This is a genomic window from Rhizobium alarense (assembly GCF_021555155.1).
GTDB classification, from domain to species: domain Bacteria; phylum Pseudomonadota; class Alphaproteobacteria; order Rhizobiales; family Rhizobiaceae; genus Rhizobium_D; species Rhizobium_D alarense.
In genome coordinates, this window is record NZ_JAKGBU010000035.1 from 16,813 (window position 1) to 32,155 (window position 15,343).

The 15,343-nt window shown below is 65.7% G+C and carries 20 protein-coding genes; 16 read left to right on the forward strand and 4 right to left on the reverse strand.

The annotated features are described in order from the left end of the window. Positions 1 to 42 precede the first annotated feature (42 nt). Positions 43 to 540 carry a gluconokinase gene (locus LXM94_RS12685; RefSeq protein WP_235771829.1) on the forward strand — a complete coding sequence of 166 codons (498 nt, stop codon included), beginning with the start codon at positions 43 to 45 and terminating at the stop codon, positions 538 to 540. A gap of 50 nt (positions 541 to 590) precedes the next feature. Here the strand turns inward: LXM94_RS12685 and LXM94_RS12690 are convergent, their stop codons facing one another. After that, positions 591 to 758, reverse strand: coding sequence for a hypothetical protein (locus LXM94_RS12690; protein WP_235771782.1), 168 nt, complete (start codon positions 756 to 758; stop codon positions 591 to 593). A gap of 175 nt (positions 759 to 933) precedes the next feature. Here LXM94_RS12690 and LXM94_RS12695 point away from each other — a divergent pair, with 175 nt between their 5' ends. The 14 genes from LXM94_RS12695 (at position 934) to LXM94_RS12760 (ending at position 13,169) form a co-directional block, all read left to right on the forward strand. Beyond that, a complete protein-coding gene (locus LXM94_RS12695; protein WP_235771784.1) occupies positions 934 to 2,259 on the forward strand; it encodes an ABC transporter substrate-binding protein in 1,326 nt (441 codons plus the stop codon). Positions 2,260 to 2,337: 78 nt separating this feature from the next. Further along, the gene (locus tag LXM94_RS12700; RefSeq protein WP_235771786.1) at positions 2,338 to 3,306 is read left to right on the forward strand and encodes a carbohydrate ABC transporter permease; all 969 of its coding nucleotides are present in this window, start codon (positions 2,338 to 2,340) and stop codon (positions 3,304 to 3,306) included. Next, complete coding sequence (locus LXM94_RS12705; RefSeq protein ID WP_235771787.1) at positions 3,303 to 4,256, forward strand: carbohydrate ABC transporter permease; 954 nt, start codon at positions 3,303 to 3,305, stop codon at positions 4,254 to 4,256. The genes LXM94_RS12700 and LXM94_RS12705 overlap by 4 nt, the downstream gene beginning before the upstream one ends. Beyond that, positions 4,253 to 4,459 carry a hypothetical protein gene (locus LXM94_RS12710; protein WP_235771788.1) on the forward strand — a complete coding sequence of 69 codons (207 nt, stop codon included), beginning with the start codon at positions 4,253 to 4,255 and terminating at the stop codon, positions 4,457 to 4,459. The genes LXM94_RS12705 and LXM94_RS12710 overlap by 4 nt, the downstream gene beginning before the upstream one ends. A 3-nt stretch (positions 4,460 to 4,462) precedes the next feature. Continuing rightward, positions 4,463 to 5,560 (forward strand): ABC transporter ATP-binding protein, encoded by a 1,098-nt coding sequence (locus LXM94_RS12715; RefSeq protein ID WP_235771789.1) that lies wholly within the window; start codon positions 4,463 to 4,465, stop codon positions 5,558 to 5,560. Then, complete coding sequence (locus LXM94_RS12720) at positions 5,553 to 6,560, forward strand: ABC transporter ATP-binding protein (protein WP_235771790.1); 1,008 nt, start codon at positions 5,553 to 5,555, stop codon at positions 6,558 to 6,560. Before LXM94_RS12715 ends, LXM94_RS12720 begins: the two co-directional genes overlap by 8 nt. A 24-nt stretch (positions 6,561 to 6,584) precedes the next feature. After that, entirely contained in the window at positions 6,585 to 8,222 is a 1,638-nt protein-coding gene (locus LXM94_RS12725; protein ID WP_235771791.1) for a dihydroxyacetone kinase subunit DhaK, read from the forward strand. A 6-nt stretch (positions 8,223 to 8,228) separates the two neighbouring features. Next, a complete protein-coding gene (gene dhaL / locus LXM94_RS12730; protein ID WP_235771792.1) occupies positions 8,229 to 8,870 on the forward strand; it encodes a dihydroxyacetone kinase subunit DhaL in 642 nt (213 codons plus the stop codon). Continuing rightward, entirely contained in the window at positions 8,867 to 9,265 is a 399-nt protein-coding gene (dhaM, locus tag LXM94_RS12735; protein WP_235771793.1) for a dihydroxyacetone kinase phosphoryl donor subunit DhaM, read from the forward strand. The genes dhaL and dhaM overlap by 4 nt, the downstream gene beginning before the upstream one ends. Next, the gene (locus tag LXM94_RS12740) at positions 9,262 to 9,606 is read left to right on the forward strand and encodes an HPr family phosphocarrier protein (RefSeq protein ID WP_408015637.1); all 345 of its coding nucleotides are present in this window, start codon (positions 9,262 to 9,264) and stop codon (positions 9,604 to 9,606) included. Before dhaM ends, LXM94_RS12740 begins: the two co-directional genes overlap by 4 nt. After that, positions 9,590 to 11,200 (forward strand): putative PEP-binding protein, encoded by a 1,611-nt coding sequence (locus LXM94_RS12745; RefSeq protein WP_235771794.1) that lies wholly within the window; start codon positions 9,590 to 9,592, stop codon positions 11,198 to 11,200. Before LXM94_RS12740 ends, LXM94_RS12745 begins: the two co-directional genes overlap by 17 nt. After that, a complete protein-coding gene (locus LXM94_RS12750; RefSeq protein ID WP_235771795.1) occupies positions 11,190 to 11,600 on the forward strand; it encodes a hypothetical protein in 411 nt (136 codons plus the stop codon). Before LXM94_RS12745 ends, LXM94_RS12750 begins: the two co-directional genes overlap by 11 nt. Positions 11,601 to 11,692: 92 nt before the next feature. Next, positions 11,693 to 12,691, forward strand: a complete 999-nt coding sequence (gene dhaK / locus LXM94_RS12755) for a dihydroxyacetone kinase subunit DhaK (protein WP_235771796.1) — start codon at positions 11,693 to 11,695, stop codon at positions 12,689 to 12,691. A 130-nt stretch (positions 12,692 to 12,821) separates the two neighbouring features. Continuing rightward, positions 12,822 to 13,169: a RidA family protein gene (locus tag LXM94_RS12760; protein WP_235771798.1), complete on the forward strand. Its 348-nt coding sequence runs from the start codon at positions 12,822 to 12,824 to the stop codon at positions 13,167 to 13,169. 338 nt (positions 13,170 to 13,507) lie between these two features. Here the strand turns inward: LXM94_RS12760 and LXM94_RS12765 are convergent, their stop codons facing one another. Then, positions 13,508 to 14,308: a response regulator gene (locus LXM94_RS12765; RefSeq protein WP_235771800.1), complete on the reverse strand. Its 801-nt coding sequence runs from the start codon at positions 14,306 to 14,308 to the stop codon at positions 13,508 to 13,510. Positions 14,309 to 14,377: 69 nt separating this feature from the next. Here LXM94_RS12765 and LXM94_RS26180 point away from each other — a divergent pair, with 69 nt between their 5' ends. Further along, complete coding sequence (locus LXM94_RS26180; RefSeq protein WP_235771802.1) at positions 14,378 to 14,653, forward strand: NepR family anti-sigma factor; 276 nt, start codon at positions 14,378 to 14,380, stop codon at positions 14,651 to 14,653. A gap of 77 nt (positions 14,654 to 14,730) precedes the next feature. On the opposite strand, the gene LXM94_RS12775 is transcribed toward LXM94_RS26180, so the two are convergent. After that, positions 14,731 to 14,988, reverse strand: coding sequence for a glycine zipper domain-containing protein (locus LXM94_RS12775; protein ID WP_235771804.1), 258 nt, complete (start codon positions 14,986 to 14,988; stop codon positions 14,731 to 14,733). 31 nt (positions 14,989 to 15,019) lie between these two features. Beyond that, positions 15,020 to 15,175 (reverse strand): DUF3309 family protein, encoded by a 156-nt coding sequence (locus LXM94_RS12780; RefSeq protein WP_148651140.1) that lies wholly within the window; start codon positions 15,173 to 15,175, stop codon positions 15,020 to 15,022. Positions 15,176 to 15,343 lie beyond the last annotated feature (168 nt).

Genomic DNA, 15,343 nt, shown 5'->3' on the forward strand with positions numbered 1-15,343 from the left:
GAGTCTGGACGGAGCAGGGCATTGGTGAAGGCTATCGTGGTCATGGGCGTGAGCGGCTGCGGCAAGACGTCGGTCGCCGAGGGGCTGGCCGCAGCGCTCGGCCTCGAATTCGTCGAGGGCGACAGGCTCCATCCGGCCGCGAATGTGGAGAAGATGTCGCGCGGCATTGCGCTTACCGATGACGATCGCTGGCCGTGGCTCGACGTGATCGGCGGCGAAATCGCCGCGGGCGTGGCCCGGGGAAAGGGCATCGTCGTGTCCTGTTCGGCCCTTCGCCGGACCTACCGGGACCGGCTGCGCAGCGCGGCGGGCGGCCCGCTCGCCTTCGTCTTCCTGAAGGGCAGCCGGGAACTGCTGCTCACGCGTATGCAGGCGCGCAAGGACCATTTCATGCCGGTCAGCCTGCTCGACAGCCAGCTCGCGACGCTGGAGGATCCGTCCGGCGAGCCCGGCGTCGTGACAGTCGATATCGCCGCGCCGATCGCCGCCATCGTCACCGCCGCGGCAAGGGGCCTGCAGGCGCTCGATCAGGCGCGCTGAAATACGGCAGTCTTGTTGACCTTTGTTGAGTGATGCCGGCAGGCATCGGGTCACGTCCGATGGGCGGCGGCATCGCGCATCCGCAGGGCACCTGTCAGAATATCCATCGGCGGCGCGATAAAGCGGCTGAGTTCGATCGCAATCCTCTCGCATTGCGGCAAAACTATCTCTTTGTTTCTGCTCTTGTGACAGCCGTGGCGGTCGGTGACGACGCGCATTCCGGCCGCCTGGCGCTGTGCACTGCAGCAACGATTCCCGCTTGATGTGTTTAGTAAAATGCGTATCACTAAACATATTGCTCAACATGGCAGAGTGAGGGCCGTGCCGGGCATGGGAACTTTGAGAGTTTTCCGGGAGCGGCGTGGGGCCGGCTTCTGAATCTGGGAGGATTACATGAAAACGATGAGCAGGACCCTTCTCGGGGCAACGGCGGCGCTTGGCCTTTCGACGGCCATGCCGACCCTCGCGCAGGCCGACGAACTGACACTGTGCTGGGCCGCCTGGGACCCGGCAAACGCGCTGGTCGAACTGTCGAAGGATTTCACGGCGGCCACCGGCACGGAGATGAAATTCGAGTTCGTGCCGTGGCCGAACTTCGCCGACCGCATCCTCAACGAGCTGAACTCGGGCGGCAAGCTCTGCGACCTTCTGATCGGCGACAGCCAGTGGCTCGGCGGCTCCGCCGAGAACGGCTACTACGTCAAGCTCAACGATTTCTTCGACAAGGAAGGCATCAAGATGAGCGACTTCGCCGAAGCCGCCGTCAATGCCTATGCCACCTGGCCGAAAGGCACGCCGAACTATTGGGCGCTGCCGGCGATGGGCGACGCGAACGCCTGGTTCTACCGCAAGGACTGGTTCACCAATCCCGCGATCATGGCGGAGTTCAAGGAAAAGACCGGCCGCGATCTGGCGGTCCCGACGAACTGGGATGAACTCTTGGAAACGGCCAAGTTCTTCCAGGGCAAGGAGATCGACGGCAAGACGGTCTACGGCGCGGCGATCTTCACCGAGCGTGCGTCCGAAGGCATCACCATGGGCATCACCCAGGCGCTCTATGCCAACGGCTTCAAGTACGAGAACACGGCCGGCAAGTACGACATGGAGGGCGCGGTCAATTCGGCCGATGCCGTCAAGGGGCTCGAAATGTACAAGGAGCTCTACAAGTGCTGCACACCGCCCGGCTACACCGACGCCTATATGGGCGAGACGCTGGATGCCTTCAAATCGGGCCAGGCGGCGATGGCGATGAACTGGTTCGCCTTCTTCCCGGGCCTCGCCAAGGACGAGAATGTCGGCGGCGACAAGATCGGCTTCTTCGTCAACCCGAAGGGCACGACGGCCGCCTCGACGCTCGGCGGGCAGGGCATCTCGGTCGTGGCGAACACCGACAACATGGAAGGCGCGCTTGCCTATGTCAAATGGTTCGCGCAGCCTGACGTCCAGAAGAAGTGGTGGTCGTTCGGCGGCTATGCCGTGCACAACGCCGTGCTGAACGATCCGTCCTTCAAGGACAGTCAGCCGTTTGCGGCCGACTTCCTCGTCGCGATGAACCAGGTGCAGGACTTCTGGCAGGAGCCTTCCTACGCCATCCTGCTGCAGGCCATGCAGAAGCGCATGCACGACTATGTCGTCGCCGATCAGGGAACGGCGAAGGAAGCGCTCGACGCGCTCGTCAAGGACTGGACGGAAGTCTTCGAGGACGACGGGAAGCTCTGAGTTCCTCCCGACAGGGCCGTCCGGCGACCGTGCCGGGCGGCTCTGCCGCCTTCGTCTTGCAATAACAGGTGACCCTTCGTGACCGATACCGATTCGACACTTCTGGACAAGACGGCCGAGCGGGCCGCAGGTGCGACGCCCGTGCCGCTTGCCAAACGCATCGGCGGCCTGTCCGACCGGGCGATCGCCTGGCTCTTCATCACGCCGACCATCGGCCTTCTTCTCGCCATCAACATCTTTCCGCTGGTCTGGGCCGTCAGGCTCTCCTTCACCAACTACCGCGCCAACCGGCCGAACGCTGACGTGGAGGGGGTCGGGTTCCAGAACTATGTCCGCGTGCTGACCGACAGCGACATCTGGATCGCCATGCAGACCACGGCGCATTTCGTCTTCTGGACGATCGTGCTGCAGACGCTGATCGGCTTCACGCTCGCCTATCTGATCGACCGCAAGTTCCGGGGACACGCCTTCTGGACGACCGTCATCCTCATCCCGATGATGCTGTCGCCGGCCGTTGTCGGCAATTTCTGGCGCTTCCTCTACCAGCCGCAGATCGGGCTCTTCAACTACATCATCTCCTACGTGACCGGCGTGCCGCCGTCCTCCTTCGAGATGCTGGGCTCCGTGGCGCTCTCCCCCTGGTCGATCATCATCGTCGATACCTGGATGTGGACGCCCTATGTGATGCTGATCTGCCTCGCCGGCCTGCGCTCGATACCCGACTACATCTATGAGGCGGCGGAGGTCGACCGGGCCTCGGGCTGGCGGCAATTCTGGTCGATCACCATCCCGATGGCGCTGCCCTTCATCATGCTCGCCGTGCTCTTCCGCGGCATCGAGAACTTCAAGATGTTCGACATGGTGATGCTTCTGACCGGCGGCGGACCGGGCTCTACGACCGAAGTCGCCTCGATCACGCTGAAGCGCGAGGCTTTCGAGAGCTGGCGCACCGGCCGTGCCTCCGCCTTCGCCATCATTCTCTTCGTCGCGGTCTTCGGGCTCGCCAATATCTATGTCAAGGCGCTGAACAGGGTGAAGCAGCGATGAGCAACACCACCTCCGCCCATTCCGTCGTCGAGCCGAGCATCACGACCAAACGCATCGCTGGCGCGATCGTCATTCTTTATGCGATCGTCACCATGGTGCCGCTCGGCTGGATCTTTCTCACCAGCTTCAAGTCGCCGCCCGATTCGATCAGCTATCCGCCGAAGATCGTCTTCACGCCGACGCTCGAGGGTTACTGCAACCTCTTCACCACGCGCACGCGCCAGACGGCGGAATATATCGAGTCGCTCGGGCCGGCGCAGTCGACCTGCGACGAGATCACCCGCGGCCGCAACATGGTGATCGCCGGAGCATCCAACTATTGGCCGCGCTTCACCAACTCCATGGTGATCGCCTTCGGCTCAACCTTCCTGGCGGTCTTCCTCGGCACGCTCGCCGCCTACGGCTTCTCGCGCTTTCGCGTGCCGCTCGCCGACGATCTGCTGTTCTTCATCCTGTCGACACGCATGATGCCGCCGATCGCCGTCGCGATCCCGATCTACCTCATGTACCGCGAACTCGGCCTCTCCGACACTGCGCTCGGCATGATCCTGCTCTACACCGCCGTCAACGTCTCGCTCGCCGTGTGGCTTTTGAAAGGCTTCATGGACGAGATCCCGCGGGAATACGAGGAGGCGGCGATGATCGACGGCTACACCCGCATGCAGGCCTTCTGGAAGGTCGTGCTGCCGCAGGCGACGACCGGTATCGCGGCAACCGCCATCTTCTGCCTGATCTTCGCCTGGAACGAATATGCCTTCGCGGTGCTTTTGACCTCGGGCACCGCCCAGACCGCACCGCCCTTCATCCCGACGATCATCGGCGAGGGCGGCATGGACTGGCCGGCAGTTGCCGCCGGTACGACGATCTTTCTCGTGCCGATCCTCGTCTTCACCATTCTCCTGCGCAAGCAGCTCCTGCGCGGCATCACCTTTGGAGCGGTCCGCAAATGACGATCCATCAGACAAATCCACCAAAGCCGAAACGGCCTTTCTTCGTTCGCCGCGGACCGATGGAAAACGTCGCCACTGTGCTCATCGGTCTCGGTTTTTTGATGCTCTTCCAGCCCTTCGCGCTGGTGCTCTACACCTGGTCGCTGGTGACCCTTCTCGCCGGCACCGTCCTGTTCATCATCGTTTCCAAGTTTCCGGAGTAGCCCATGGCGGAGATCAGGATCGAAAACCTGCGCAAGCAGTTCGGCAGTTTCGCCGCCGTCGAGGACTCGTCCTTCACCGTCCATGACGGCGAGTTCCTGGCGCTGCTCGGACCGTCCGGCTGCGGCAAGACGACGACGCTGCGAATGATTGCCGGGCTGGAACTGCCGACGAGCGGCAAGATCTATCTCGACGGCGAGGACGTCACCTTCAACCGGGCGAGCGCCCGCGACATCGCCTTCGTCTTCCAGCTCTTCGCGCTCTATCCGCACATGAACGTGCGCAGGAACATCGGCTTCCCGCTGCTCTCCCAGGGTGTGCCGAAGGCGGAGACCAGGGCCCGTGTGGAAGAGACGGCGCGGCTTCTCCAGATCAGCCATATTCTCGACCGCTCGGTCTCGGGGCTCGCCGGCGGCGACCGGCAGCGGGTGGCGCTCGGCCGTGCCATCGTGCGCCGGCCGAAGTGCTTCCTGATGGACGAGCCGCTCGGCACGCTGGATGCCGAGTTCCGCGAGGTGATGGTCCACGAACTGCGCGAACTGCACAACCGCATCCACGCCACCACCGTCTACGTGACGCACGACCAGCACGAGGCGATGGCGATGGCCGACAAGATCGCCGTCATGAACCACGGCGTCATCGAGCAATACGGCACGCCGCAGGAGATCTACAGCCGGCCCGCCTCGATGTATGTCGCCGACTTCATCGGTTCGCCGCCGATGAATTTCCTGAGGTTCACGTCCGGGCTGAAGAACGGCGCAACCGCAGTGCGGGTCGGCGAGGCCGAAATTGTCGTCCCCGAAGTGCGCGCCGACAAACAGGAAGGCGAGGTCGCGCTCGGTGTCCGGCCGGAGCACATCCGGTTCAACGACGCCTCACGGTTGCGCGGCGCGATCTATGGCAGCGAATATCTCGGCACGAACCAGATCGTTTCCGTCGAGACGATGCAGGGTATGGTGAAGGCGCGGGTTTCCTCCGACCAGACGTTCCGCATCGGCGAGACGGTCGGGCTCGATCTTGCCAGCGAAAAGCTGGCGCTCTTCGACTGCGTCTCCGGAAAGGCCATCCCATCCTCGCTCTACCAGGAGGCGCGTCATGGCTGAGGTCCGGCTGACGGGTATCACCAAGGTCTTCGGCGAAACGGAGGCAGTGCGTAACCTCAATCTTACCATTCGCGACGGCGAATTCGTCGTGCTTCTCGGCCCGACAGGTGCCGGCAAGACGACGACGCTGCGACTGATCGCGGGACTGGAGAAGCCGGAAGGCGGCCGTATCACCATTGCCGGCCGCGAGGTGAACGCCGAAGCGCCGGCAAGCCGCGACGTCGCCTTCGTCTTCCAGCAGTATTCGCTCTATCCGCATCTGACGGTCTACGAGAACCTCGCCTTTCCTTTGAAATCTCCCGCCCGAAAGATGCCGGCAGACGAGATCGACCGCCGCGTGCGCGAGGTCGCGAGGATGGTGCGCATCGATCACAAGCTGGAGAACCGCTCGACCCGGCTTTCGGGCGGCGAGATGCAGCGCGTGGCGATCGGCCGCGCGCTGGTCCGCAAACCGGCGATCTTTCTGATGGACGAGCCGCTCTCCTCGTTGGACGCGAAGCTCAGGGCCGAACTGCGGCTCGAGCTGAAGCGGATCCAGAGCGAACTCGGCGCCACCTTGCTCTATGTCACGCACGACCAGATCGAGGCGATGACCATGGCGGACCGCATCGGCATTCTGTCGGAAGGCCAACTCGTGCAGATCGGTACGCCCCGCGAAATCTATGGCAACCCGGCGAACCTGCATGTCGCCGCCCGGCTCGGACAGCCGCATATCAACCTCCTGCCTGCCGGCGTGCTGCCGGGGGGCAGTACGCCGGCAGGCACGAAGACGATCGGTGCGCGGACGGAGCATATCGAGATCGCACGCGTTGGCGATGGCAATGCCGAGATCGACTGGATCGAACATCTCGGCGACCAGAACCATCTGCACATCAGGATCGGCAGCCACCGGCTGGTAACGCTTGCCGATCCCTATCTTGCGATCCGGCCGGGTGACCGGGTTGATCTCAGGCTGCGCGATCCGCTTTATTTCGGCGCGGACGGGCAACGGCTGGCATAACAGGCAGAGACGAGGATCGATTGCATGACGAAGCATTTTCTGAACCGCCGGGAAGACATCGTCACCGAGGCGCTCGACGGATTGCTCATGACGTCCGCGCCCGGCGAACTCGCGCGCCTCGACAGCTATCCCGAGATCAAGGTCGTGCTGCGCGCCGACTGGAAGAAGGACCGGGTTGCCGTGATTTCCGGCGGCGGCGCAGGGCATGAGCCGTCGCATGCGGGTTTTGTCGGCAGGGGCATGCTGACGGCGGCGGTTTCCGGCGAGATATTTGCGTCGCCGAGCGTCGACGCGGTTCTGACGGCCATCCGCGCCGTCACGGGCGCGCCGGGCTGCCTGCTCGTTGTCAAGAACTATACCGGCGACCGGCTGAACTTCGGCCTTGCGGCGGAGAAGGCCCGCGCGGAAGGCTTCAAGGTCGAGATGGTGATCGTCGCCGACGACATCGCCCTGCCGGAGCTCGCCCAGCCGCGCGGCGTGGCGGGAACGCTCTTCATCCACAAGATCGCCGGGCATCTTGCCGAGACGGGCGAGACGCTTGCCGCGGTTGCCGAGGCGGCGCGCGCTGCCGCGGCAGACACGGTCTCGCTCGGCATGTCGCTTTCCTCCTGCTCCATCCCGGGGCAGGCACACGAAGAGCGGCTCGGTGCAGCGGAATGCGAGCTGGGCCTCGGCATCCATGGCGAGCCCGGCGTCGAACGCATTGCGATGCGCGCGTCCGTCTCTCTCGTCGAGACGATGGCGAGCCGCCTTGCCGCGACGATCGACGATGCGGGCGACTATGCGTTGCTCATCAACAATCTCGGTGCCGTGCCGCCGCTCGAAATGGGCCTTGTCGCGCGCGACGTGCTGCGCTCGCCACTCGGCAGGCGCGCCAGGCTGGTCCTGGGGCCCGCGCCGCTGATGACGGCGCTCAACATGAACGGCTTTTCCCTGTCGCTCATCAGGCTCGACGCCGTGCGGGAGGCAGCACTTCGTGCGGCCGTCGGCCCGCGTGCCTGGCCCGTGCCGGTGGAACCCCGCCCGATCACCATCCAGCCCGCGCCGCGGGTCGACACCGTCGATGCCGTGACTGCAGGCAGCGATGAGACTGCTGCAACCCTGATCCGAACGGTCTGCGAGCACCTGATCTCGCTGGAGACGGAGCTCAACCGCCTCGATTCCAGGGCCGGCGACGGCGATACCGGGTCGACGGTCGCGACCGGCGCGCGCAGTGTGTTGGCGCAACTCCCGACGTTGCCGCTTGCCGATCCCGCCGCCGCGCTTGGCATCATGGGCGCGACGCTTGCGACGAGCATGGGCGGGTCGAGCGGCGTGTTGCTTTCCATCTTCCTGACCGCGACGGCCCAGCGGCTTGCCGGCGGTGCAAGCCTCGCGGATGCCTTCCGCTCCGGGCTTGAGCGCGTAACGTTCTATGGCGGCGCCAGAAGGGGCGACCGGACCATGGTGGATGCGCTGGAACCGGCGCTCGATGCGCTTGCAGCCGATGGGGTGGCGGCGGCCGCTGCGGCCGCGCGGGCCGGTGCGGACGCGACGCGGGGCATGACGCGGGCTCGGGCCGGCCGGGCGGCCTATGTCGGCGAGAGCAATCTGGATGGCGTACCGGATCCGGGGGCGGAAGCGGTCGCTTCCGTGTTCGAGGCCGTTGCGGCGATGAAATAGCGACGAATGTCTCTGTGCGTGCAAGAGGAGGCGGCTTTGCGGGACGATCAGGTGCTGGTGAGCGGCCTCATTGCTGCATGCCGGGAGATCATCGCGGCGCATGCGGACCACCTCTCCGAGCTCGACCGGGCGATCGGGGACGGCGATCACGGCACGAACATGCGCCGCGGCTGTGAAGCGGTCTATGCAGATCGGGACCGCTTCTCGCAGATGCCTCTGGCCCAGGCGATCGAGGAGATCGGCCTGACGCTGGTGCTGACGATCGGCGGCGCCTCCGGCCCGCTTTACGGGACGCTGCTGATGGAGATCGGCCGCCGGCTCGCGGCCGGCGGGGAGGCGGATTTCTCCGCCGCCTTGACCGGAGCCGTCGAGGCGGTGGCACGGCGCGGCCGGGCGCAGCGCGGCGAGAAGACACTGCTCGACGTGCTTTACCCGGTGCAGGACGAAGTGATAAGGCGACACGCCCTTTCGGCGATCGCCGAGCGGGCGGAAACGTCCGCAACCCTCACCGTCGGCATGAAGGCATTGCGCGGCCGTGCGTCGTTTCTCGGCGAGCGCTCCATCGGCCACATGGATCCGGGGGCCAGAAGCTGCGCGCTGCTGACCTCGGCGATCTGCCACTATCTGAAGGAGCACCGCGCCGCATGACCGCCGCTGGGCAAAATGTCGGGATCGTCATCGTGTCGCATTCGCCGCTCGTCGCGCGCGGCGCTGCCGACATGGTGCGGCAGATGGTGGGCGACAGCGTGCCGCTTGCCTGGTGCGGCGGCAATGCGGATGGCGGGCTCGGCACCAATGCGGCGGCGATCCTCGAGGCGATCGAGGGCGCCTGGTCGGCGGCGGGCGTGGCGGTTTTCGTCGACCTCGGCGGTGCGGAAACGAACAGCGAAATGGCAATCGAGCGCCTTGGCGCGGATCGCGGCAAGCGCGTCGTCATCTGCAATGCGCCGGTGGTCGAGGGCGCGGTGATCGCTGCCGCCGAAGCCTCCGGCGGTGCGCCGCTGTCGCGCGTCGTCGCAACGGCGGAGGAGCTGTCGCCGTGACGACCGGGGCGGACGGACAGCGGCCGGAGAACGGCGACGCGCGCGCTGCGCTGCAGGTCGAGGTCGAGGTGACGCACGACATCGGCCTTCATGCGCGCCCGTCCGTTTCCTTTACCCGGCTCGCCCGTTCCTTCCCGTGCCATATCGAAGTCCAGGTCAACGGCAGCGGTGTCTGGCTCAACGGCAAGAGCATCGTCAAGGTCATGGGCGCACGCATCCGCAAGGGCTTCGTGCTTGCGATCCGTGCCGAAGGCACGGGGGCGGTGGAAGCGCTTGAAGCGCTGACCGGCCTGGTCGAGCGAAATTTCGATGAAGAGAAAAGCCATGCCCGAAGTGCTTAGGCTGCAGGGCAGGGGCGCCTCGCCAGGCCGGGCCGCCGGCCCCGCCCACCTGGCGCGGGATCTTCCGTTGGGCGTTGAACGCGGCACACGGCGTCATGGCGACCCCGACGAGCTGATACGGGCGATCAGGACGGTCGTCGCGAAGCTGCAAGGACTCGCCGAACAGTCCGACGCCGACAGCGCCGCGATCCTTGATTTCCAGATCGAACTGCTGCTCGACCCGACGATGGAAAAGGCCGTGCGTCCCCTGCTGGAAGAGGGCGCAGACACCGAGACCGCGTGGGCCGGGGCGGTCGGAGACCTGATGCACGGGTTCGAACAGGCGGAGGACGAACATCTGCGGGCGCGTGCGGCGGATTTCGCCGACGTGCGCGACCAGGTTCTCCGGGCGCTGCGCGGCCTTTCCGCTCCGGATTTTCCTGCCGGTTCCGTCTTCGTCGGCCGTGATATCGCGCCGAGCCTCTTTCTCGCGCATGACTGGTCCGAGGGCGGCGGCATCGTGCTGGCGAAGGGCAGTCCGGCAAGTCATGTGGCCATGCTCGCCCGCAGTCGCGCCGTGCCCATGGTTGTTGCCACCGGACCGGCAGCGATACGCGACGGCATGCCCGTCGTTCTCGACGGCGGGGACGGCAGCGTCGTGGCCGGACTCGCCGGGGTCGGTGTTGCCCGTGCCGTATCGCGGCCGACGCCGGCACCGGCACCGGATCCTGTCAGCCATGCGCGACAGGCTGCCGACGGGACTCCCTTCACGGTGCGTGCGACAATCAATCACCCCGACGACCTTGTGCGGATCGATCCCGCAGCGGTGGACGGGGTCGGCCTGTTCCGCACCGAGTTCCTGATTCGCTCGCCGTCCGATTTCGACGATGAAGAGCGCCAGTATCTGCTCTATCGGTCCGCACTGGACCGGGCGGGCGACGCGGAGGTGACGATCCGGCTTTTCGACTTCGGCGGCGACAAGCCGCTGCCGGACGGATGCGAAGCCGCCGGTTCGTCGCTCGGGCTGCGAGGCCTTCGCCTTCTCCTCGCAAGGCCGGAGTTGCTGGCCCCCCAGCTCCGGGCGCTGTTGCGCGCCGCGGTGCATCCCGGACTGCGTGTCATGGCACCCTTCGTCACCGCTCCGGAGGAGATGAGACGCCTTCGCGCCTGCGTCGCGGACGCGGCGGCGCGCCTTGCCGGCGAGGGGATCGCCCACCGGATCCCTGAAATCGGCATGATGGTGGAGGTCCCCGCCGCGGCGCTGCTGCTCGACGGCTTCGATGCCGCCGATTTCTTCTCGTTCGGAACGAACGACCTTGCCCAACATCTGGCGGCTGCAGCGCGCGACGACGCGGAGGTTGCCGACCTGGTCCTGGAAGCGATGCCCGCCGTGTTGCGGCTCGTGCGCCTCGCCGTAGACCTCGCGGCGCCGTTGCAGCGCCCGGTGGCCGTGTGCGGCGAACTCGCCGGCGATCCGGACGCGCTGCCGGCGCTGTTTGCGGCCGGCCTGCGGGACTTTTCCGTGCCGCCTCCCGCCGCGGCGGCGACGCGTCGCGTCCTTGCCGAACAGAGGCACGTCGGTGCCTCCTTGACGGGAGGCGGCGATGGCGCGTGAAGCGGGAGAGGATGCAATCCTCGTCTACAAGGAAATCCTGGCGGCCATCATCGACAACCGCCCGTCGGGCACGCGCCAGCGGCTTGCCGTCGCGCTCGGCAAGCACCGAAGCTTCGTGACGCAGGTCACGAGCCCGGCCTATTCGACGCCGCTGCCGGCGCGCCACCTCGCAACCGTCATCCGCGTTTGCCACTTCAGTCCCTTAGAGCAGGAGCGGTTCCTCGAGGCATACCAGCGAGCCCACCCCGGGAAGCTGCCCGACCTCGGCGGTGCGGATGGCATGCGCCAGATGTCGCTGATGGTTCCCGATCTTGCGGACGAGCGGAGGAACCGCCTGCTGGACGAGGCCGTGGCGGATTTCGTCGCCCGTCTGTCGGCGGTCCTGCGCGATGGCGGGTGAGACGATGTATTTCGAACCTGATGGCCGTCGACGGTCAGGAGTCACTGGAGGAGTTCGCCCGGCATGACTAGGATGGGGCCGGGAGGTTGGGGATGAAGAAGTTCATGAACCGGGCGGAGGACATGGTCGCCGAAGGGCTCAGCGGCTTCGTCGCCGCGCATGACGATCTCGTCGCATTCGGGCCGGATCGGAAATTCGTGCGCCGCCGCGCGCTCACGCCGGGCAAGGTGGCCGTCATTTCCGGCGGTGGCGCCGGCCACGAGCCGATGCATACGGGGCTCGTCGGCACCGGCATGCTGGACGCCGCCTGCACCGGCCATATCTTCACCTCGCCGACCCCGGACCAGATCCTGGCTGCCATTGCCGAATGCGACACGGGTGGCGGCGCCGTACTCGTCGTGAAGAACTACGACGGCGACGTGATGAATTTCGAGATGGCTGCCGAAATGGCGACGGCACGGGGCCATCGGGTCGAAACGGTGGTCGTCGACGACGACGTCGCCACCACGTCGAGCGGCCGCAGTTCCGGTCGGCGTGGGGTCGCCGGCACTTTGGTCGTCGAGCGTATTCTCGGCGCCGCCGCGGAGGCCGGTGCCGATCTCGCCGCGCTGAAGGCGCTCGGTATCGCGGCCGTGGACAACACGCGCACCATCGGGGTCGCGCTCAAGGGGGTGACCGTGCCGGATACGGCGCGTCAGACCTTCAGCCTCGGGCCGGACGAGATGGAAGTGGGCGTCGGCATTCATGGCGAGCCGGGCCGCTCGCGCCAGGCGTTCCGGCGCGCGGACGAGCTTGCCGAACTGCTCTGCGCCGAGATTCTCGACCGTGCCCCGTTTTCGAAGGACCAGCCGTTCCTCCTGCTGGTGAACGGTTTCGGCGCGACACCTGTTGCCGAGCTCTATGTCGCCTATGACGCGATCCGCCGCGCGCTCCGGCCGCGCAGGCTTTCGATCGCCCGCTCGCTCGTCGGCACCTTTGTCACCTCGCTGGACATGGCCGGCCTTTCGGTCACGCTCACCGGGCTCGGCGCTGGGCGGCAGGCGCTCTGGGACAGTCCGGTGCGCACGGCGGCGCTGCGTTGGGGCATGTGAGGCCGGCGGCAATTCGCGCTGGCATCCGGCGGCGGCGGATCGTATAGGATCACTGGCATCGTCGCCCGCATGCGCCTGAAAAGGGGCACGCGGTCCCATCGCCAGCGGCGCAGTCTGACAGGAAAACACCATGACCATCACCCGTTTCGAAACCGGCCCGCGCATGAGCCAGGCCGTTGTCCACAACGACACCGTCTACCTGGCCGGCCAGGTCGGCGAACCCGGCCACGACGTCGCCAAGCAGACCGAGCAGGCCCTCGCCGAGGTCGACCGCCTGCTGGCGCTCGCCGGCAGCGACAAGTCCCGCATCCTCTCCGCGCAGATCTGGCTGGCGGACATGGCCGATTTCGCCAAGATGAACGCCGTCTGGGATGCATGGGCGTCGCCCGGCAACACGCCGGCCCGCGCCACCGGCGAATCCAAGCTCGCCGCGCCGGAATATCTCGTCGAAGTCATTGTCGTCGCCGCGAAGGCATGACGCACTCGGCCGGGCGTGGGCCGCGTGTCGCGGTCCGCGCACCTTGCCGCGCCGCGTGAGCGGCGCGATGAAGCCTGCGGGGCTTTCCGGCGGTCAGTCGGCAGGCCCGACAGGAGACACGGCAACGATCTACCGGTCGCCCCGATGGCGGCGTTTGCCGCCATCAGTCTGGTGATCGACCTCGGCTTTTATCCGGGCTCGTGGCGCTCGGTCTCTTGTCGCTGGTTCCGCCCGACGGCCCCGGTCTTCCGACCGGGGCCTGCCGGTCTCCACCCGATGAACCCATGGTCGAACGCCCGTCTCGATGAGCAGGCGCTCTTCTCCGAACGTCTGTGCGGTCAGGCGCTTTTGGCGAGACGCGCCTGTTCGTCGAAGAACAGGGCCTGGCTGATCAGCGCCTTTACCATTTCGGGGTTGAACGGCTTGGTGACCAGGAAGGCCGGCTCGGGTTTCTCGCCCGTCAGCAGGCGTTCCGGGAAGGCCGTGATGAAGATCACCGGCACGCTGCTGTTCTTGAGGATCTCGTTGACCGCGTCGATGCCCGAGCTGCCGTCGGCAAGCTGAATGTCGGCGAGAACAAGACCCGGAGGATCCCGGCGGAAGAGCTCGACTGCCTCGGCATGGGTGCGGGCGATGCCCGTCACCCTGTGGCCGAGGCCACGCACCATATCCTCGATATCCATGGCGATCAGAGGCTCGTCCTCGATGATGAGGACGTCGGTTGCCACCTGGAGCGAGATGTCGCGCGCGGCTTCGTCGAGCAACGCTTTGAGCTTCTCCTCCGGAACATCCAGAATGTCGGCGGTCTCGGCGAGGTCGAATCCTTCGACCGCGACGAGCAGGAATGCCTTGCGGGCCGCTGGCGCAACATAGCCGAGGTTGGCGGCGGCCTGACGCTCCCAGCCGAACGGTGATTGCGTCTGGGGCAAAGTCACCTGGATCGTGTCGAAGAGCGCGCAATAAAGCCGGAAAATGCCGATGCGATCATTTGAACCCTGGGGGTAAAGCGTTATATCCGCGACGAGCGCTTCAAGCATCGCCGCCACATAGGCGTCGCCGGATGTCTGGGAACCCGTAACGGCACGCGAAAAGCGCCTCAAATAGGGAAGATGAGGTGCAATACGGGTGGAAAGCGACATAAAATTCTCCTCGAATTTGTTCCGTAGTCGGACCGTTTCCTGTAAATTCATCAAGCGGAAACGATTTCGATGTCAAGCTCGACCAATCGTCGTAGATGGGCTTTGGGGCGAGAGGAAGATGAACTGCATGGCAGAGAGCGCATTGAGATGAAGTCGCCTGCTGGAAAAGGTGCGATGCAGTCGGCGAAAGGGAAGCCAAGGGTTGCCGCCGACCCGGCCGGCGTGATCGGCCGCAAGCTCCGCTCCTTCTACGATTCCGTCGAAACCGAACCGGTTCCCGACCACCTGCTCGACCTCCTCGAACAGCTCGACGAAGCCGAAAGACGCGCCAACGCGCCGCGTTGAAGTCATGCCTCTGCCTTTGGAAAGAACACGAAAGAAACGGGCCTCGGGCCCGTTTCTCCTTTTCACGGTCGGGTTTCTTACCGGCAGGGAGCCGTGTAGCGCCGGCCGTAGCGGTCGCGATAGACGCACCGGCCGTCGTCGCCGCGGCTGATCAGGTAGCCTGCGGCGCCGCCGACGACGGCGCCGGCGGCAGCACCGCCGACATCCCCTGTGACGGCACCGCCGATGATTGCGCCGGACGCGGCGCCGATCGTTGTGCCGCGCTCGGTGCGCGTACAGGAGGAAAGCGTGAGCGCGGTCACGGCCGCTGCTGTCGCAAGGATGATGAGCCTCATGTCGTCTGTCTCCCTTTAAATGTTCAAATCGCTAAATGCGGCCCATGAGCACCAGGATCAGCAGGATGATCACGATCAGGCCGAGGCCGCCCGACGGTCCGTAACCCCAGCCGCGGCTGTAACCCCAGTTCGGAAGTGCTCCGATGAGCAGGAGGATGAGGATTATGAGTAGAACTGTGCCCAGCATGGATAGCTCCCAAGACCTGCATTAAACCGCTGTCACAATGCGCGACCGCGCCAATTGTTCCGCTGCCGGAAATTTCCGGCCGAAGCCGGGTCTCGGCGGATATCGGGGCGGGGAGCGCCGCCGGTTCCGCCCCGTTCGGGAACTTTGCCCCGCCCCGGCCGTTTGTTT